Origin of the sequence: Irregularibacter muris, assembly GCF_024622505.1 — a bacterium.
Classification (GTDB): Bacteria; Bacillota; Clostridia; order Eubacteriales; family Garciellaceae; genus Irregularibacter; species Irregularibacter muris.
The window spans coordinates 97,144-113,755 of record NZ_JANKAS010000003.1 but is presented as its reverse complement, the minus strand read 5'-3'; the positions used below and the strand labels follow the sequence as shown (position 1 = coordinate 113,755).

14 protein-coding genes and 1 riboswitch are annotated in these 16,612 nt (G+C 38.0%); of the genes, 6 read left to right on the top strand and 8 right to left on the bottom strand.

The features are described from left to right. The first annotated feature begins 8 nt into the window (after positions 1 to 8). From NSA47_RS04905 to asnS, 6 genes are all read left to right on the top strand, one after another. Positions 9 to 1,094 (top strand): ABC transporter ATP-binding protein, encoded by a 1,086-nt coding sequence (locus tag NSA47_RS04905; protein ID WP_257529796.1) that lies wholly within the window; start codon positions 9 to 11, stop codon positions 1,092 to 1,094. Continuing rightward, the gene (locus NSA47_RS04900; RefSeq protein ID WP_257529795.1) at positions 1,091 to 2,791 is read left to right on the top strand and encodes an ABC transporter permease; all 1,701 of its coding nucleotides are present in this window, start codon (positions 1,091 to 1,093) and stop codon (positions 2,789 to 2,791) included. Before NSA47_RS04905 ends, NSA47_RS04900 begins: the two co-directional genes overlap by 4 nt. A 139-nt stretch (positions 2,792 to 2,930) precedes the next feature. Then, entirely contained in the window at positions 2,931 to 4,679 is a 1,749-nt protein-coding gene (locus NSA47_RS04895) for a sensor histidine kinase (protein WP_257529794.1), read from the top strand. Continuing rightward, on the top strand, positions 4,676 to 5,515 hold the full coding sequence (locus NSA47_RS04890) for a response regulator transcription factor (protein ID WP_257529793.1): 840 nt from the start codon (positions 4,676 to 4,678) through the stop codon (positions 5,513 to 5,515). Before NSA47_RS04895 ends, NSA47_RS04890 begins: the two co-directional genes overlap by 4 nt. Then, complete coding sequence (locus NSA47_RS04885) at positions 5,493 to 6,098, top strand: HAD family hydrolase (RefSeq protein WP_257529792.1); 606 nt, start codon at positions 5,493 to 5,495, stop codon at positions 6,096 to 6,098. Before NSA47_RS04890 ends, NSA47_RS04885 begins: the two co-directional genes overlap by 23 nt. A 90-nt stretch (positions 6,099 to 6,188) precedes the next feature. Beyond that, a complete protein-coding gene (asnS, locus tag NSA47_RS04880; RefSeq protein ID WP_257529791.1) occupies positions 6,189 to 7,583 on the top strand; it encodes an asparagine--tRNA ligase in 1,395 nt (464 codons plus the stop codon). 138 nt (positions 7,584 to 7,721) lie between these two features. On the opposite strand, the gene NSA47_RS04875 is transcribed toward asnS, so the two are convergent. The 8 genes from NSA47_RS04875 to NSA47_RS04840 form a co-directional block, all read right to left on the bottom strand. Then, entirely contained in the window at positions 7,722 to 8,153 is a 432-nt protein-coding gene (locus NSA47_RS04875) for a Dps family protein (protein ID WP_257529790.1), read from the bottom strand. A 121-nt stretch (positions 8,154 to 8,274) separates the two neighbouring features. Beyond that, on the bottom strand, positions 8,275 to 10,071 hold the full coding sequence (gene ade, locus NSA47_RS04870) for an adenine deaminase (protein WP_257529789.1): 1,797 nt from the start codon (positions 10,069 to 10,071) through the stop codon (positions 8,275 to 8,277). Between the two features lie 104 nt (positions 10,072 to 10,175). Continuing rightward, positions 10,176 to 10,277, bottom strand: a riboswitch (purine riboswitch). A 120-nt stretch (positions 10,278 to 10,397) separates the two neighbouring features. Next, complete coding sequence (gene larA / locus NSA47_RS04865) at positions 10,398 to 11,675, bottom strand: nickel-dependent lactate racemase (RefSeq protein ID WP_257529788.1); 1,278 nt, start codon at positions 11,673 to 11,675, stop codon at positions 10,398 to 10,400. Between the two features lie 31 nt (positions 11,676 to 11,706). After that, positions 11,707 to 12,405, bottom strand: coding sequence for an LrgB family protein (locus NSA47_RS04860; protein WP_257529787.1), 699 nt, complete (start codon positions 12,403 to 12,405; stop codon positions 11,707 to 11,709). After that, on the bottom strand, positions 12,402 to 12,767 hold the full coding sequence (locus NSA47_RS04855) for a CidA/LrgA family protein (RefSeq protein ID WP_257529786.1): 366 nt from the start codon (positions 12,765 to 12,767) through the stop codon (positions 12,402 to 12,404). Before NSA47_RS04855 ends, NSA47_RS04860 begins: the two co-directional genes overlap by 4 nt. A gap of 208 nt (positions 12,768 to 12,975) precedes the next feature. Then, a complete protein-coding gene (locus tag NSA47_RS04850; RefSeq protein WP_257529943.1) occupies positions 12,976 to 14,400 on the bottom strand; it encodes an FAD-binding oxidoreductase in 1,425 nt (474 codons plus the stop codon). 57 nt (positions 14,401 to 14,457) lie between these two features. Beyond that, complete coding sequence (locus tag NSA47_RS04845; RefSeq protein WP_257529785.1) at positions 14,458 to 15,678, bottom strand: electron transfer flavoprotein subunit alpha/FixB family protein; 1,221 nt, start codon at positions 15,676 to 15,678, stop codon at positions 14,458 to 14,460. A 10-nt stretch (positions 15,679 to 15,688) separates the two neighbouring features. Next, on the bottom strand, positions 15,689 to 16,477 hold the full coding sequence (locus tag NSA47_RS04840) for an electron transfer flavoprotein subunit beta/FixA family protein (RefSeq protein ID WP_257529784.1): 789 nt from the start codon (positions 16,475 to 16,477) through the stop codon (positions 15,689 to 15,691). Positions 16,478 to 16,612 lie beyond the last annotated feature (135 nt).

Here is a 16,612-nt window from a genome sequence, read left to right as displayed (position 1 = left end):
TGAATATTGTGACTGAGAATTTAATCATACGAGACTTAGTAAAAAAATTCGGAGACTATAAAGCAGTAAATCAAGCAAATATTGAAGTTGAAAAGGGAGAACTCTTTACCCTATTAGGTCCTTCGGGATGTGGAAAGACTACACTCCTCCGAATGATTGCAGGCTTTAATCCTATTGACGGGGGAGAAATTATTTTTAAGGATCAGGTAATCAATCATATCCCTGCTCACAAAAGGGATATCGGTATGGTATTTCAAAACTATGCCATATTTCCTCATTTATCTGTTAGCAAGAATGTGGCCTATGGATTAAAGGCACGAAAAGTAGGAGCAAAGGAAATAGAAGAGAGGGTAGAGGATGCTCTAAAAATGGTACAGATGGAAGAGTACAAGGACAGACAACCCGCCCAACTCAGTGGGGGACAACAACAAAGGGTAGCCTTAGCTAGGGCCATTGTCATTCATCCGAAGATTTTATTAATGGATGAGCCTTTAAGTAACCTAGATGCAAAGCTAAGGGTACAAATGCGTACAACTATTCGAAAATTACAAAAGCAGTTGGGCATTACCACCATATACGTAACCCATGATCAAGAGGAAGCCCTGGCTATCTCTGATAGAATTGCCATTATGGATAAAGGAGTTATCCAACAAATAGGAAAGCCCGAAGAGATTTATAAAAGACCCAATAATGTCTTCGTGGCCAACTTTATTGGGACTTCCAACTTCCTAAAGGGTAAGGCCATCAAGCAGGATAGGGGAAATTTGTCTGAGCTGACCATCTTGGAAAAATGTAAGTTGCAGATAAAATTAAATAAAGAATATGAGGGAGAAATTCTCCTGTCTGTTAGACCAGAGGAATTTGTTCTTGGGGAAATAGAAGAGGGAAAATTATTTGGAGAAATTGTTCTAGGTACATTCTTGGGAGATTTTATTAACTATGAAATCCGACTAGAAAATGGACAGATGATAGAAGTCAACGAATATACCAAAGACGTCAGCTTTATTCGAAATATCGGTGATAGGGTAGGCATTACACCAAAGGTAGAAAAGATTAATATGTTTGATCACACAGGAAAGGAGTCTTTAATATGAGTGCAGCTCAATTGAATAGTCCTTTAGATAACAACCCTGTGGGAGGCAAGAGGTCTTTCAGTAGCTATCTAAATTTTTGGAATGTAGTCACGGTTCTCCTATTTTTGACCTTAGCTGTTTCTTTGTTATATCCATTTTCTTCCTTGATCTATCGAAGTTTTTTAGAGAAAGGGACAGGAAGCTTTACGCTGGCCAATTACAAGGACTTCTTTGACTTACCCTATTATTATAGCAGTTTAAAAAATAGTTTATCGGTATGTATCACCGCCACAATACTTGCTACCCTTTTAGGACTACCCATGGCCTATATTTGGACCAGATTTGATATTTGGGGAAAAAAGACCATCAATATTATGGTCATTTTATCCTTAATGTCTCCACCCTTTATCGGGGCTTATTCATGGATATTATTACTCGGTAGAAATGGATTTTTGACAAAATTATTTGCTGGTATAGGAATAGAAGTGCCCCCTATATACGGTTGGACGGGGATTGTATTGGTATTTACCTTGAAGTTTTTTTCCTATATTTTTTTATATGTATCTGGGGCATTGAAAAGCATAGATTCTTCTTTGGAAGAAGCAGCTGAAAACTTAGGGGTATCTGGAATAAAGAGAATTTTAACAGTTACATTTCCTTTAATCTTACCTACCATTTCAGCAGGAGCTTTGATGGTATTTATGACCTCTTTAGCTGACTTCGGTACCCCCATGCTCATAGGAGAAGGGTATAAAGTATTGCCTGTATTGGTATATGATGAATTTATGAGTGAAATAGGTGGTAATGCTGCTATGGCGAGTGCCCTGAGTGTAATCATTATTTTCATCTCTGTGGCGATATTATTAATACAAAATCTAGTGGTCTCCAGGAAAAATTATATGATGAGTGCCTTACGTCCACCAAAGGTAAGGAAATTAACTTTGGGGAAAAAGATTGCGGGGACAGTATTTTGTTTTCTTATTGCAGGAGTAGCCATGGCTCAGCAAGTAGTAGTGCTAATTACTTCCTTTATCAAGACCAGTGGGCCTATATTTGTGAAGGGCTTTAGTTTAGGAAGTTATGAACTGGTTATCCATAGACTCTCTAGAAATATAACCAATACTTTCCTGTATTCTGCCATAGCCATTGTTATTATGATTATCCTAGGACTTTTAATCTCCTACTTGGTAGTACGAAAGAGAACCAAAGTGACAGGTTTATTGGATGTTTTGGTGATGTTTCCCTATGTCATTCCAGGGGCTGTATTGGGGATCACTCTTTTAGTAGCCTTTAACAAGCCACCTATAGTGCTCAGCGGCACAGCAGGAATTTTGATTATGGCCTATGTCATTCGAAAGCTTCCCTATACGGTAAGATCTTCTACAGCCATACTTCATCAGATTGATCCCAGTATTGAAGAGGCCTCTATAAACCTTGGGGTTTCCCCTATGAAGACCTTCTTTAAGGTGACCGCTCTAATGATGGCGCCAGGAGTATTCTCAGGAGCAATACTTAGCTGGATTACCACCATAAATGAGTTAAGCTCCAGCATTATTCTCTATACAGGGAAGACTTCCACCATATCGGTAGCTATTTATACTGAGGTAATAAGGGCAAGTTTCGGAACAGCCGCCGCTCTAGCCTCCATATTAACAGTGGCTACAGTCATATCCTTACTACTGTTTTACAAATTTGGTGGAGATGAGATCTCTATTTAAGATATTCTGCCATCAAAGGAGGGAAGGGCTATCCACCCTTCCTTTTGTTGTCCTCAAGATTATCCTAGAGTATAATTGACCATAGGAAAGGACATGAATTGTTCCAGTAGAAAGGGTTGGATAAAAGGGGAGGAAGAGGATGAATTTGAAAAAACCCATGGGTAAATATTTTTATAAATTATTGCTATTCTTTATTATTGTAAGCTTTATTCCCCTTACGATAATAGGTTTTTTTATTAGTGGATTTTCCAATGAGTCCTATAAAAATATAATTTATGAACAGACCAATAATTATGTACTCCAAGTCCATGAGAGGATAGATAGACTTATTGAAGATTATGATAGGAGTTTATCTACACTATATCAAGATGAGCAAATTAAAAAGGTCTTGCTCGGAGAACTGTCTAAGGAAGAAAGTTATCAAGATATCTATGAAAAGATTTACTATTTGATGGCACCTAAGAAAAATAAAGGTCCTGCCTATATCATCAATACCGAAGGAGAACTTATCTTCGGTACCCATCCTTGGACAAATCCCTATGATTCTAAGGTACATAATAATTGGGGGATCTTTAGAAAAGCCATTGAGGCAGAGGGAGAAACTGTGCTCTATGCCCATAAATATTTAGATCCTAGTCAGAATAGTATTGTTCTTAGCATGGCAAGGGCAATTTTTGTAGAAAATATCTGTGTAGGTTATATCATCATTGACATTCCCAGAACCATTATAGCGGATATATTGAGTTATAATGAGACTACACTGCCCTTTGATATGATCCTTATAGATCAACATCAATATGTTATGATTAACTTAAAAAATCCCAATGAGGAGAGCTCTTTTTTAGGACAAAAATATCAAAGGGATATGACCAAGGCCCATAAAGATATTTATTGGAATATGAATAGTCATAAACCCTATTTATTTCTTAAACATACCTCCTCTTACACCCATTTAGAGACCATTACCCTAGTATCCCTGGATATGATTATACAAAATAATAGGGATGTCAAGGAACTTATCCTATGGGCAGGAGGGATGAGTCTCTTTATTTGTCTCGCCATTGCGTGGTTTTTAGCAAGAAATATTGCTCATCCGATAAATGAACTGGTATCAGCTATGGAAGATGTGGAGAAGGGGAACTTGGCTGTAAGGGTAGAATTTGATCGCAGAGATGAAATAGGGATGTTAGGCAAAAGTTTTAATCATATGGTAGAGAGATTAAAGTTATTAATGAATAATCTGATTCAAAAGCAAAGAAAGATAAGAAAATCAGAGGTAAAACTCTTGCAGGCTCAGATCAATCCTCATTTTTTATATAATGCCCTAGACAGCATAAAATGGATGGCCAAGTTAAATCAAATGGATGAAGTTACCCACATTACTACCCATTTAGGGAAACTTCTACGCCATAGTATTAATATTGGAGATGAATTTACTACAGTGGAGGATAGTTTTCATCTCATTGAAAGTTATCTTTATATTCAAAAGGTGAGATTGGGGGATAAGTTGAAGATTAATATGCATATAGAAGAAAAGACATTAAATTATAGAATACCAAAATTAATATTACAACCCCTAGTGGAAAACGCTATTCTCCATGGGTTTGAGGAAATGGAAGAGGAGTGTCTATTGGAGATTTTAGGATATGAAGAAAAAGATCATATTATTTTGCAGGTAATGGACAATGGAAAAGGTATAGAGGAAAAAGAGATTGAAAATCTCTATAGGTCCATAAAGACAGATGAACACATAGGGCTTTATAATGTAGACCAAAGGGTGAAGCTATATTATGGAAGGGATTATGGAGTAGATATCCTTCCAAGAGCTCAAGGGGGAACAAAAGCCACCCTCAGAATCCCAAAGGAAATAAAGGATGAGGAAGTATGATAAAGGTAGTGGTCGTAGAGGATGAACAATTAATTCGAAAGGGCATTACTCTTACCACACCCTGGGAATGCTTTGGCTGTGAAGTCATCGGAGAAGGGGCAAACGGACTGCAGGGTAAGGAAATGATAGAAAGATTGAAACCGGATTTGGTGATTACCGATGTACGCATGCCCAAAATGGATGGAATACAAATGTTAAAAGAACTTAAAGATAAGGTGGAGGTAGAGTATATCATTATTTCAGGCTATGATGATTTTCAATATGCCCAGCAGGCCATTCGGTTAGGAGTAAGGGACTATTTATTAAAACCGGTGGAGGATAAGGAGTTTTTTGATACCTTACAAAGGGTAGTGGAATATATTCAATACAAAAAACAGCAAAGGAAACTAAAGAAAAACATTCATCACTTGCAGCAAAGAGAGATAAAATTTTTTAAAGAATATTTATACCAGCCGGAAAGTTCCTCCAAAGATCGATATGTTATGGAGAGCATTAATTATATTAAGGAATTCTATAGGGAGGATATTTCGGTAAAAACTGCTGCGGAGCATTTATATATTAGTGAAAGTTATTTAAGTAGGTTATTAAAGAAAAAGACAGGATATACCTTTGGAGAATATTTGACTAATTATCGTATAAAAGAAGCTTTAAAATTATTGACTCATCAGGAGTTAAAGGTATATGAAGTTGCCCATGCAGTGGGCTATAGTGATGGACGGTATTTTAGTTCTATATTTAAAAAAAATGTTGGTCTTACCCCTACGGAATTTAAAGAGGGGATCTATGATAAGAATATGGAGGAGGACAATGGAAATGATAGATACCATAATATTTGATATTGGAAGGGTTTTATTAGAGTATCAACCAGAAAGGTATTTAAAGACAAAGTATTCCCCATCCATGGAAATAGCAGAAACTCTTTTTGAAAATATCTTTGCTAGTGCCGAATGGATAGAATTAGATAGGGGCACAATGGAGGTAACAAGGGCAAAGGAAGTAATCGGAAAAAGAATTCCTCATTACCAAAAGCAGGTAGAGGAAGTTTTAGATACTTGGCATGAACTTATGGTACCCATAATGGGTACAGTAGATATCATGAATAAGCTAAGGGAAAAGAAATATAATATCTACTTACTTTCTAACATGAATGATAAAATTTTTGATATAGTACATAAAAAATATAAGTTTTTAAGGGAGGTAGATGGAGAGGTGATTTCTGCCCATGTAAAACTCTTAAAACCCCAAAGGGAAATCTACCAGGAAATTATCCAAAAATACAATTTAACTCCTTCTCAATGTATATTTATAGACGATATGAAACCCAATGCCCAAGGAGCAGAAAAAGTGGGGATAAGGGGAATACATTTTATCTCTCCCCAGCAGTTAGAGGCAGAGCTTAAGGAGTTAGGAGTATTGTAGAAAAGATAAAACCTTTGTCATATAAAGAAATTTTATATATAATATAGGCTAAATGAGTAAAGCAAAAGAGGAACGAGGAGGAAAATACATATGGAAAAAGTAGTCGTTAGACAATTAGTTAGAGATACCAAAAGATATAAGGATAAGGAAGTAGAAATTAACGGCTGGATAAGAACCAATCGGGATCAAAAGGCCTTTGGATTTATGAATCTAAATGACGGTACCCACTTCAATACCCTTCAAGTAGTGTATGAAAGAGTGAATCTAGAAAATTTTGAAGAAATAGCCCATTTGGGCGTAGGCTCCGCCGTGACCATTAGAGGAACGCTAGTAGAAACCCCTAATGCCAAGCAACCCTTTGAGATAAAAGCAAAGGAAGTAATAGTAGAAGGAGATTGCCCCGAAAGTTTTCCTATTCAACCTAAAAGACATACTAGAGAGTTCTTGAGGGAAATAGCCCATTTGCGTCCTAGAACCAATTTATTTAGTGCAGTATTTCGCGTACGTTCTTTAATTGCTTATGCTATACATAAATTCTTTCAAGAAAAGGGATTTGTCTATGTCCACTCTCCTATTATCACCGCTAGTGACGCAGAGGGAGCAGGAGAGATGTTTCGAGTAACCACTATGGATCTTAAAAACCCCGCTTTGACAGAGGATGGAAAAGTGGATTATTCTGAGGATTTCTTTGGGCGATCTACCAACCTTACAGTAAGTGGACAATTGGAAGCAGAAGTATTTGCTCTAGCCTTTCGAGACGTATATACCTTTGGACCTACCTTCAGAGCAGAAAATTCCAATACCGCTAGGCATGCTGCGGAATTTTGGATGATTGAGCCGGAAATTGCCTTTGCTGATCTAGAGGACAACATGACTCTGGCAGAGGATATGATGAAATACATCATTAACTACGTATTAGAACAGGCCCCAGAAGAAATGGAATTCTTTAATAAATTTGTAGATAAGGGATTAAAGGGAAGATTAGAAAACATCATTAAATCCCAATTTGCAAGGGTTAGTTATACAGAGGCTGTGGAAATGTTGAAAAAGTCTGGCGAAAAGTTCCAATATCCAGTAGAGTGGGGAAATGATCTACAGACAGAACATGAAAGATATCTTAGTGAAAAAGTATTTAAAAAACCAGTGTTTGTAACAGATTATCCTAAGGATATTAAAGCCTTTTATATGAGATTAAATGAAGATGGCAAAACTGTGGCAGCCATGGATCTACTAGTACCTGGTGTGGGAGAGATTATCGGTGGCAGCCAAAGGGAAGAAAGATTAGATGTCTTAGAACAAAGAATGGAAGAGTTTAGCATTGATAAGGAAGACATGGAGTGGTATCTCGATTTGAGAAGATATGGCGGAGTCAAACACGCAGGCTATGGTCTAGGCTTTGAAAGGGCTGTCATGTACATTACCGGAGTAAGTAATATCCGAGACGTTATTCCTTTCCCTAGAACAGTGAATTCTTGTGAATATTAATAAATAGAGAATAGAAAAAGCCAAGGTGTAGATTTTTCACCTTGGCTTTTTTCTATAAGGGATATATTGTAGATAGATTTCCTATTTTAAAATATAAGGGACTAGTTTTTGAAAACTAGTCCCTTTGGATTTCTCTCTCTATTTTGTAAGCATTGCCTTTAAGAACCATAGGTTTTTATCATAATCGGCAACATGACCTTCAAACTCGCCTACTATTACAAAATCATTAGCTTCATCGGCTAAGTTTCTGATTTCAATGGCTAAATCTCTCATCTTGCTTAAATCATCTTTTACAATTTCTAGTACTTCAGCAGGAGAAAACTTATTCTCTTTTAATTCATTAATGGAGGAGTTTTTAAGATAGTCTTCCATAGTAACCAATGGATTTTCCTCTCTCATTTTCATTAACTCTGCCACTGCATCATATTTCTCAAAGAAATCATCATATAAGGATTCAGTGAACTCATGAACTTGTACAAACTCCAATCCTACCACATTCCAATGTAAATTATGCAACTTTACATTTAATACTGCTAGATTTGATAAATATTGATTTAATTTTCCGTACATTTTTTTGCATCCTCCTTAAAGGTATTTATTCTATTTATACCCAAAAGAATAGTTTTAAACGACTTTTAAAGAAAGAATAGATAAATATATATAAAGAAAATTAATAGAAATATAGAAGGACTTATTGAACAAATAAATCTACTAACTCAAACTTTATAGTATCCACCAATCCTCTATTGGTCAGTCTAAGCTCTGGCAGTACGGCTAGGGCAATGAGAGCCATAGTCATAAAGGGAGAGACCAGGTCACAGCCCAATTTCTTCCAAGCCTCCTCTAAAGCTTCTACTTTCTTGGCCACCTCTTCTGCTGGTTCTTGGCACATAAGTCCTGCTATGGGGAGAGGAAGAAGGGCGATGACTTTTCCATCTTTGACGGCTACCATTCCGCCCCCAACTTCAGCCAGGGTATTGCCCGCTAAGGCCATATCCTCATCATTAGTGCCTACAATAAGAAGGTTGTGGGAATCGTGGGCTACGGTGGAGGCTACGGCTCCCGCCTTGAGATGGAAGCCTTTAACAAAGCCTTTTCCCATAGTGCCAGTGCCGTGATGTCTTTCAATAACGACAGCTTTTATAATATCTTGGTCAAGATCATTGGTGACTACACCATTTTCTATAGGCAGGACACATTCTCTAGCATAGGTGCCTACCTTTGCCTCAATGATTTCCATAACTCTGACTTTAGCTTGGGTCATTTCTGGAGTAGGGGTAGGGACGACAAAATCCTTAGCTTCTAATTTTTTAGCAAGATTCATGGTATTCTTTGCTGCCTCTGGATATTCTACCTTAGGAATTTCCACAAGCATTTTTCCCTCCTCTGCTACAAGCTCTCCATTGGCAATAACCTTTTCTACTTTTACTTGGGTTAAATCACTGAGAAGAACAATATCTGCCCAGCGTCCAGGGGAGACAGTGCCCAGGTCTTTATCCATGCCAAAGCATTGGGCTACATTGAGAGTCACCATTTGTATGGCGGTAATGGGTTTTACTCCCTCTTCAATAGCTCTTTTCACTATGTGATCTAGATGCCCCAGGGTAATTAAGGTATTGGGGTGGGTATCATCACTGACCAAAGTAGCAAAACGACTGTCAATAGAATTTTCTGTAATGCTTTTAATGGTTTCTTTCACATCATGCCATGCTGATCCTTCCCGTAGTTGTACGTACATTCCTAAGCGCATTTTGGCCAGGGCATCTTCTGCTCTTACCGATTCATGACAGCATCTTACTCCCGAAGCAATATAGGCATTAAGGTCAGCGCCGGTCTCCTGAATAGAAAAATGACCAGTAATGGTTTTATCGGCCTCTAAAGTAGCTTGTAGTTCTTGATGGATAAAATCATCTCCATAAATGACCCCAGGGAAGTTCATCATTTCTCCTAGTCCGACGACTTCTTCCCAGGCCATAGCTTCCTTAATTTCTTTAGGTCCTATATGGGCACCAGTATCTTCAAAGCCTGGAGCAGCTGGTACACAAGAGGGCATAGCCACAAAGGTTCTTAAGGGCAAATTACGACTTTCTTTAGTCATTAGGCCTACCCCTTCTATACCCAGTACATTGGCGATTTCATGGGGATCCATATAGATTGAAGTTGTCCCATGGGGTACCACTGCTCGAGCATATTCTCCTACGGTCATCATACTGCTTTCCACGTGAATGTGGCCATCCATGAAACCAGGGGAAATATAAAGCCCCTTTGCATCAATAACCTGAGTATCTGGTCCAATCGTATGGGCAGCATCTCCTACAAGGGCAATTCTTCCATGGGTAATGGCTACGTCCATATGAGGAAGAATTTCGCCGGTATTGACATTAATCAGTTTACCTCCTTTGATGACCATTTGGGCAGGCTTTGTTCCTTTGGCTACTGCCACCAATTCCTTGGTCACTTCTTGTAGGGAAAATCTTTTATTCATCATTATCTTTCTCCTATAGTCAAATTTAGGGTTTAAAAGTATAGAGGCAATAAAAAATCCTAGCATGACTAGGATAACAAAAGAGCTTGGAAAGAGAGTAAGAATCCTTCCAAACTTAATGATATCGTAGTCAGGTTGTTTATGGCATCCTGGTAGAGACGTCCGAACCCTATTATCGGACATATACAATATAGAGTATTTTATTATAAAGCAATTCCTTAGGTGAATTTCTTATTGTATATCATAAAGGAAATAAAAGAAAAATGCAACCACCATTATAAGGAATCAGAGATAATGCCTTTTCTTATAATGGTGGTTGCAAAGATATATTATTTTTTCACAATAACGGATACCCCATCGGGGATGAGAGTGATTTTTGCATCTTTTCCTTTCTTTCTTCTGGCAATGTCCAAAGCCTCTTCAAGGCTCTTGGCATAGGACATATGCATATCTTTGATGATCTGGGGATCACATTGATCGGATACAAGAATAACTTCATGTTCCATCAATATACGGGCTAGAATTTGAGATTCCCATTGATCAGGTTTAGTTTTTTCCATAGGAGTTTTCAGAATTTCTTCCATAACTTCCTGAGGACCTGAAGCATTTCGGAAGGTTTCATAAAAACCTTGGCCCCCATGACCGTCGTTACAGGCTGCTGCAATGATGATGAGACTATCTTTTTTAGAAGAGGCCTCTGCTGCGGTCATTCCTTTAACGGCTTGATAAATATTTTGATCAAGGGGGTAACCTCCATTGGAAGTAATGACAATGTCAGCGGGTTTGGCCTTTACACTGGCTAGGTCTTCCACAAATTGGCATCCAGCCTGGTGAGCCCCTAGACTATCACCAGCTACTGCATGGATGATTTTCTTTTGATTATCAATCACTACATTTAAAATAAAGGAGAGTTTTGCCTTCTTTGCTGCAAACATCATATCCCTATGTATGGGATTTTCCTTGAGACTTCCTGTACGGGAATGTTTGCTAGAAATAAATTTGGAACAATGATTGGATAACACCGTGGTCTCTCCTGCAATTCCTGGCAGAACACTTTTTCTTCCCCCAGAAAATCCCGCAAAAAAGTGGGGTTCTATAAAGCCTTCAGAGAGTAATAAATCTGCCTCCATAGCCAGTTTATTTAGCCATAGCTCTCCTCCAGAGGGAAGGATACCCACCTTTATCAACTGTTGTTGATCTCTACAATCATGATTGATGATTTTTTCATGATCGACGATTTCTTTTCCGAATTTGTCAATCATCTCTTCCCTAGTAGTGGAACGATGAAATCCAGTGGCAATTAAAATGGTGATGTCTGCCTGGGGATTTCCCTTGCGAATTTCTTCCAACAAAATAGGAAGGGTGATTTTACTGGGTACGGGCCGGGTATGATCACTGGTGATGAGAACAATCTTTTCTTTGCCCTTAGCTAATTCCCTGAGAAGGAGAGAGTCAATGGGGTTTTCCAAGGCATTTTTGACAAGGCTTTCTTGATCTTCATCGGGCTTAAAATGATGAGCCGTAGATTCTAAAATTCCCTCTATATTTTTATCTGGAATATCCAAGGGAATAAACTCCCTAGAATAGGGGATTTTTACTTTTGTCATTTTTTATCCTCCTTTAATTTACTCATTTATTTTATAATCCAACAATCTTGATAAATAGAGGCACTAAAAATACCATAAGAAGTCCTGCTAGGGTAATGGCTGCTGAGGACAGGGCACCTTCCTTTTCCCCAAGTTCCATGGCCTTGGCGGTTCCTACCACGTGGGAATTGGTGCCCAGGGCAATACCCTTTATCACGGGATCATCTATTTTCAAAATTTTAAATACAAATTCGCCTACTACATAGCCTGTTACACCTGCTACGACAATAAGAACCAAGGTGATTTCAGCTACCCCACCAATCATTTCCGAGATAGCAAATCCTATGGCAGAGGTTACAGACTTTGGAAGCATGGAGGTGGTTAACTGTTGGTTTATACCAAAAGCGTAGCATAGCCCTAAAACCGATATCATGCCTGTGAACAATCCCCCTAATAATCCTACCAGTATGGGCATAAGATTATCTTTAATGACTCTTATATTTTTATAAAGGGGAACGGCAAAGGACACTGTAGCAGGTCCAACAAAGAAAATAATAATATTTGCACCGGGCTGATAGGTAGAATAATCGATATGAAATAAAACTAAGACGCTTATAATGAAAGCGGTTGCCGTAATCAGTGGAGATAGCACTTTAAGACCGGTTTTTTTCTGTATCCATTTTCCTATTTCATAGGCAAGGAGGGTTAGAGCCACTCCAAAGGCAGTGTTTTGCAATAATGCATTTATCATAGACTATTTGCCTCCTTTGAAGTTCTTTTTTTTCCTAATATCAATTTCATGATTAGAGCAGTAGCAAAGATAGAAAGGGTAGTGGAGAGGATAATGATCAGTAAAGTAAGGAAAAACTTTCCGTCGAAAAGATGCACCATATCCATAATGCCGATAGCCAAGGGAAGGATAAATAGGGTGATCTCTTTCTGTAGAAATCCTGAAATGTTTTCCACTGCCTCTAAAGGAATTACCTTGGTAAAAAGGAGTATCAACAACAATAACATCCCAATAATAGAGGCTGGTATGGGCAATCCAAAGCCTATTTCTATTATATAGGATAGGACCAACACAGATACAATGATTGAAAATTGCTTGATCATGCTCTACATTCCACCTTTACATTTTTTTAAACTCTGTAAGCACTCATCTTATAAGTGGAAATACCCCTATATTTTTGTGCAGACCCTATAATAAAAGGCAAGTAAAAATATAGGGATATTCTCCACGGATATAATGAGTTATTTTAGGATTTAATATGAAATAAATTGTGAAAGTTTCCATGGTCTTACCATAAGATAGATATACTTTTTATTGATATAAATTGACTTTATAGTTAGAACCAAGCTTTCCAGGATTCATAATTTCATTGGGATCAAAGGCAAGTTTAATTCCTCTAAAAAGCTCCATACCTTCTTCACCAAACTCGTCTTCTAAATAGGGGATTTTGGCAAATCCAATACCGTGTTCACCGGAAACCGCTCCGCCCATTTCAAAGGCTTTATTGTACATCTTTTTAAATACTTCCCCTGCTTTTTTATTCCAGGTTTCATCATCCATTTCATCTTTCAAGAGATAGATGTGAAGATTACCATCGCCGGCATGGCCAAAACTACTAATTCTCATGTTGTATTTTTCTTGTAACTGGTGGGTAAAGATCACAAAATCACTGACTTTATTTCTAGGCACAACCACATCACATTCATCCATGTGGGTGGTGGATGCTTTTATGGCCTCTAAAAAAGCTCCTCTAGCTGACCAGATAGAGTCATGTCTTTCATCTGTATCGGCAATAAGTACATCTAAGGCCTCACAATCAAGACAAATATCGGCAACTTTTTCATAGGCATTTTCCAATTCTTCCTTTGAATTTCCATCAAATTGCAGAAGTAAATAGGCATCAGAGGAGTTATCTGGGAATTTCTTTCCTAAAAATTCTTCTGCCGCAAGAATAACCTCTCCTTGCATAAATTCTATAGCCGTTGGAATATTCTTAGATTTAATAATCTCAGGGACGGTCTTGATGGCCTTTGAAAGGTCCTCAAAGGGAATTAATAAACTAAGCTTATATTTAGGAAGGGGCAATAGCTTAAGAATAAGTTTGCTCACTACCCCTAAGGTGCCTTCAGCACCTACCACCATATCCTTTAAGCTGTACCCCGAACTGTTTTTAACGATCTTACCTCCAAAATTCATAATCTCACCATTGGGCAGTACAAATTCTATACCTCTGACATAGTCTCTAGTCACTCCATATTTTACAGCTCTCATGCCGCCGGCGTTGGTAGAGATATTCCCCCCAATGGATGCGCTTTTTTCCCCAGGATCTGGAGGATAGAAAAGGTCATGGGACTCTACAAATTCAGTAAGCTCCATTAATAATACTCCCGGTTCTACAGTGACAGTAAGATTTTCCTCGTCAATTTCTAAAATCTGATTCATTTTTTCTGTACTGAGCATAATTCCTCCACATAGGGCGATAGACCCGCCCACTAAACCAGTTCCCTGGCCTCTTGTGGTAACAGAAATATGATTTTCATTGGCATATCGTAAAACCTTGGAAATTTCTTCAGTATTTTTAGCATAGATGAGCGCTTCCGGGTATCTTTCAATACCGGCCAATTCATCTCCGCTATAATCATCGTGTATGTTTTCTTCCCCTACAAAGATACTATCCTCACCTACTACGGATGTAAGGTATTTGATATCTTCTTCATCAATTTTTTTATATTTCATCATGGTTGCTGTAGTCATAGAAACCCTCCTGATTTTTTATTATACTTAGATGCATGATTATGCTTGAGTAGCAGCGGCCTCATCGGCCTTTTCAAGTTGCAATTTTGCAATCAATTTAGGGATTACTTCATAAATATCACCAATAATAGAGTAGTTTGCTATGTCAAAAATAGAGGCTTTTGGATCAGAATTAATAGCGATAATGGTATCGGAATTTTCCATACCCGCTCGGAATTGGACAGAACCACTGACTCCACAGGTAATGATGAGTTTTGGTTTTACTGTTCTCCCGGAAAGTCCGATTTGTACCTTAGGATCAGTCCAACCTGCTTCAATAAGAGGGCGGGTACTGGCCACCATTCCACCCAATTGATTAGCTAAATTTTCTATCATAGCCAGATCTTCTTCTTTTTGTATTGCTCTACCTGCCACCACCAACACTTCGGCATCCTCAATGTATTTTGCCTTTTCTTTTTCACGAATATCGAGGACCTTTATTTTTGAGGTTAGAGAACTTTTATCGATATCACAGGAAATAATTTGTCCCTTTGGTTGACACATCCGTTCAAGGGAAGTGAAGATCTTATAGCGGACGGTTGCAAATTGGGGTCTACTATTTGGAGTTTTTATATGGGCCATGATATTTCCCCCGAAGGCAGGTCTAATCTGGGATAAATCTGTATTTGCATCAATTTCTAAACAGGTACAATCCGCAGTTAATCCTGTTTTAAATCGAGCAGCTACCCTGGGAGCTAAACTTCTACCAATCGTGGTCCCGCCAACCAATACCACTGATGGCTTTTGCTTATGGATAAAATCCTCAAATACCTTTGCATAGGGTTCTATACGAAAGTCTTTTAACTCTTTTTTATCATAAACAAATACTTTATCTGCCCCATAATGTAATAATTCCTGAGCTTTTTCTTGGATATCATATCCTGCAAATAGAGCGAATACTTCATGGCCGATTTTATGGGCTAACTCTCTAGCCTTTCCTAGGAGCTCAAAGGTGACAGGGTGAATATCTCCATAGGTATGTTCTACATATACCACTACTCCATTCCAAAGGGATTTATCAATTTCTTTCTTTTTCTTATCCTCTACAAATTTAAAATACTGTGGTTTTTGTTTAGTGCAGATCTTACACATTTTACAGGCAGAATTAATGTCTAATTTTCCATCATTAAATTCTATTGCTCCAAAGGGGCAAATGCCTATTATTTCTTGGCCTTGGGGGTCATTTATTTTTTCACTTTGAATAATTTCTATTTTCGCCATAGTTAGCCTCCTATAAAATTTTTAGCTCTAGAATTTTTTGAGCCATTTTTTCAGCAAGCTCATCAGAGTTGCCCTCCCAGGTTTCTGTTTCTTTGGTAGACTCAGGAGGGAATATTCGAACTACCTGAGTAGGAGAGCCGTTCATACCATAATGAGATTCATCTGAATCTTCAAAATCAGCTACACCAAAGGAGAGAATTTTTTTATCCTTGGTCACCTTTTTTAGCTTATAGGATGGTAATCTAGGTTGATTGATATCCTTGTCTACAGAGAGTAGGCAAGGCAGTTGCATTTCAATGGTTTGCACCATGGTGGGTAAATCTATATCTAAGATGATAGAATCCTCTTTCACTTCTTTGATTTCCAATACATTATTTGCATGGGGGATGCCTAATAATTCAGCAATCTCGGCGCCTACTTGGGCAGTATCTCCATCGGTTGTTTGCTTACCACAGATAATTAAGTCGGACTTTCCAACTTTTTTGATGCCCTCGGATAAAGCCTTTGACGTAGCCAATACGTCTGCGCCAGCACATTTTCTATCGGTAATTAGATAGCCCTGATCTGCTCCTAAGCAATAGGCTTCATGTAGAATCTCTTCTGCTTGATTGGGCCCCATGGTAAGGGCATTAACTGTGGCATTATTTTTCTTTTTAATTCTTACTGCTTCCTCTAAGGCAAATAAATCGTAGGGATTAATTTTAGAATCTACACCGTCCCGCTTTAAGTTGCCTGTTTTTTCATCAATTTCAACTTCAGAAGTACTAGGAACTTGTTTGATACATACAGTAATATTCATTTTTGACCTCCTTAGAGATAAAATAGATTATGAAAACGTTTAAAATGACTATAAAATATTAAGCAATTTTTTCACCGGTGAATCATTGCTTTTTAAAGATATTTTGAAAATTATCCTTCTGTGATTAAAGTATAT